We start from the raw sequence: 3497 nt of genomic DNA on the forward strand, positions 1-3497 counted from the left end.
GCTGGATCGTTCCCCGGCGGTACGTGCAGCGCGTGGGCGAGGACGGATTCAAGCGCGCGCCGGTGGGCGCCGGCCCCTATCGGTTCGTCTCGTTCACGCCGGGCGTGGAACTGGTCCTCGAGGCGCACGAGGCGTTCTGGCGGAAGGTCCCCGCGGTCAAGCGGCTCGTCTTCCGCAGCGTCCCCGACGACAGCACGCGCCTGACGATGCTCAAGCGCGGCGAGGTCGACATCGCGTACAACATCCGCGGCCCGCTCGCCGAGGAAGTACAGAGAACTCCGGGACTGAAGCTCACGCGAGCGCTCCTGGCCGCCACCCACTGGGTCGACTTCACGAAGGGGCAGTGGGATCCCAGGTCGCCATGGCATGATCGCCGGGTGCGGCTGGCCGCCTCGCTCGCGATCGACCGACAGGCGATCAACCAGGCCGAGACGCTCGGCTTCTCCAGGGTGGCCGCGAGCATCATTCCTTCGGGCTTCGAGTTCGCGTGGCCGGCCCCCGCCATACCCTACGATCCGGCACAATCGAGGAAGCTTCTCGCAGAGGCCGGCTATCCCAACGGGTTCGACGCCGGTGATTACGTGTGCGAGATCCCCTTCGCGAGCGTCGCCGAGACCGTCATCAACTACCTCGGGGCGGTCGGGATCCGGACGCGTCTGCGGCCACTCGAACGGGCGGCGTTTGGGAATTTCGCGCGGGAGAAGAAAGCGACCCAGCTTCTCCAGGCGCAGAGCGCCAGCTTCGGGAACGCGGTCACGCGGATCGAGCGACACATGGTCTCCGGCGGCGACTTGGCCTTCGGCTCGTACCCGGAGATCGACGAGTTGTCTAAGCAGGAGGCGCGGGAGCCCGACCGCGCCAAGCGGGAGGCGCTGCTCCACGCCATCCAACGGATCGCCTCCGAGCGCGTGATGTTCGCACCGATCTGGCAGGTGGCGCAGCTCAACGGGGTTCGTACCGGCATCGATCAGCCCGGCATCGGCCTGATCGACTACCTTCCGTACTCAGCGCCCTACGAGGATCTCCGGGCGAAGCCGTAGCTGAGCCAACGCGGCTATGTGCGGTGCGTAAGTAACATAAAGCCCGTTCTCGGCCATTGGTCACCTGCTCGTGCGCTCTTGCGGCTGTCACCGGCTGTCACCGCGCCGATGAACCGTCTGGCATCTCGAGCCGATGCTGTCACCGCGCGTGGGTGTGATCAAGCCAGCGCCTCGACACGATCCACGACGCTCTTCTTGAAGTCCTCCAGGGCCTTCACGTGCTCGTCCGCCGTCTTCAGGCCCACCCCGACCGTGTGAATGCAGAGGTGCGTGATCCCGCGCATGGCCCGCCATGCCGCAAGCTCCTTCGCTCTCTGCTCGGGGGCGACTTGGGACAGGGTCATCCGCCCCTCGATGCCGAAGGAGGCAGGATCCCGCCCCGCCTCGCGAACGAGGCCGTGGAGCCGGTCCACCACGGCCTGCGCGTCCGTCCCGGGGCGGAAGTGCGGCATCCACCCGTCCGCCATCCGCGCGGCCCGGCGGACGACCACCTCGCTCTCGCCCCCCATCCAGATGGGAATCACACCCCTCTTCGGCAGAGGATTGATGCCGGCGTCGGGTATCCTGTGCCACTGCCCTTGAACGGTGACCAGCTCCTTGGCCCAGAGGGCGCGCACCACCTCGATCTGCTCCTCGATGCGCTTCCCGCGGTTTTTGAAGTTCTCGCCGAGCGCTTCGAACTCGACGGGATTCCACCCGACCCCCACCCCCAGCCGGAGACGGCCTCCGGAGAGGACGTCCACGGCCGCCGCCTGCTTCGCCACGAGGGCGGTCTGCCGCTGGGGAAGAATCAGAATGCCCGTGACCAGTTCCACTCGACGGGTGGCCGCAGCCAGGAACCCGAACAGGACAAAGGGCTCGTGGAACGCGTGCCGATAGGTGTACGGGCCTTTCCATCCGCCGGGCCGCTCGGGATTGGCGCCCAGCACGTGGTCGAAGACCAGGATGTGCGTGTACCCCATGGCCTCCACGGCCTGGGCGTAGTCACGGATGGCGCCCGGGTCCTGCCCGATCTCGACTTGTGGAAAGACAACGCCGATATTCATGAGCCGCCTCCTGGAGAGTCGCTACGGACGTGTCACGCGGGATTTGTCGGTGTAGCTTAGCGCAAAATCAGAGAGCGGGCGGGCCGGGAAACGAGGAACTGCCTGATCGTCAGTCGCGGCCCTCGGCGATGAAGGGCGCATAGCCTCGCGCCATCAGCTCGCGAAGCGTGGCCAGGGCCTCCGTGCGGTTCGAGAAGGGGCCGACCCGCACCCGGGCCAGCATGTCCGCCGGCTGGCCCGCCGCGCCAGAGAGCGAGCTGTGCAGGGCCGTCACGCCCTGGCGGCGGAGCCGGTCCGCGAGCTGAACCGCGGCGTCGACCGTCCTGAAAGCGCCCACCTGAACCCAGTAGTAGGTCGCCGCGACGCGGCTCTTGCTCGCCGGCTCCAGCTTCTCAGACTTCATGGGTTCAGACTTCGCGGGTTCAGATTTCGCGGGCTCAGGTTTCACGGGCTCTGACACCCTCACGGGGGCGTGCTCTTCCCTCGAGACCGCCTCTTCGCCCGCGCGAACCGTGAGAAGAAGCTCCCGGCGAATGCCCGTCTGCGCGATGGCGGCCGGGGTCAGGAGGAGCGGGCTCGTCGGCTCCGGAATGCGCTGGCTCCGCGCGTCGGCCTCTGCCTTCGGCGCGGCCGGCACCGCCGCGGAGGCCGGGATCACCGCCACGAGGGTGGGCAGGGTCGCATCAGGCGCATCGGTCCGCATCCTCGCGAGGAGGTCCGCGTACGAGACGGTGCGCAGGATGCGATTGAATTGCGCCCGGTAGTTCGCCACGAGGCTGACGCCGTCGATGATCACGTCCCGCACCGCCCAGCGGTCCCCGCGCCGGACCATCGAGTAGTCGACGGGAAGCTCGCTGCCATTGCGGGTCAGCAGGGTGGTGGCCACGGTGGCCGAGTCGCCCGCCACGGACTCGCCCAGGAACTGGATCCTCACTCCGTCGCCCATGCTCGCCTTCGAGCCGATCACCGCGATGTAGCCGCGCTCGAGGAACCCGGCAAAGAGCCGGACGAACTCCTTCTGCTGCTCGAGCGTCCTCGATTGCCACACGGGGCCGAGGGCCAGCGCGGCCGCCCCCGGGAAGTCGAAGACCTCGTTGACGAGGCTCAGAATGGCCTGGCGGGGCTCGTCCAGTCCGCGCTCCGGATCCACGGACCGCAAGACGGTGTTGGCGCGAGAGAAGAAGGCCTCGAGGACCACCGCCGGCGATATCGCCCAGGACGGCGGGGCCCAGGCCAGCTGGGAGACAGCCAGCCCCAGCGCCACCGCGAGAGCCGACACCATGGGCCAACGACGGGGCATACGCTGCAACAATAGTCCCATCGCGGTATTTGCCCATCATCTTTTCTGGCCCGTCCCCTCTCGGCTGATGAGCCGCTCGGCCTACCCTGGGCTCATCGGCGCGGTGTCGGG

At 68.1% G+C, this 3497-nt stretch carries 3 protein-coding genes; 1 reads left to right on the forward strand and 2 read right to left on the reverse strand.

Annotation, left to right across the window (positions count from 1 at the left end; genetic code table 11):
• A partial coding sequence (locus VGT00_21275) for an ABC transporter substrate-binding protein (GenBank protein HEV8533963.1) occupies nt 1–1040 on the forward strand: 1040 nt, incomplete at its 5' end.
• Nucleotides 1041–1198: 158 nt separating this feature from the next.
• Here VGT00_21275 and VGT00_21280 read toward each other — a convergent pair.
• On the reverse strand, nt 1199–2086 hold the full coding sequence (locus VGT00_21280) for an LLM class F420-dependent oxidoreductase (protein HEV8533964.1): 888 nt from the start codon (nt 2084–2086) through the stop codon (nt 1199–1201).
• Between the two features lie 109 nt (nt 2087–2195).
• The gene (locus VGT00_21285) at nt 2196–3368 is read right to left on the reverse strand and encodes an ABC transporter substrate-binding protein (GenBank protein ID HEV8533965.1); all 1173 of its coding nucleotides are present in this window, start codon (nt 3366–3368) and stop codon (nt 2196–2198) included.
• Nucleotides 3369–3497: the final 129 nt, after the last annotated feature.

Source organism: Candidatus Methylomirabilota bacterium (genome assembly GCA_036002485.1).
Lineage (GTDB): Bacteria > Methylomirabilota > Methylomirabilia > Rokubacteriales > CSP1-6 > AR37.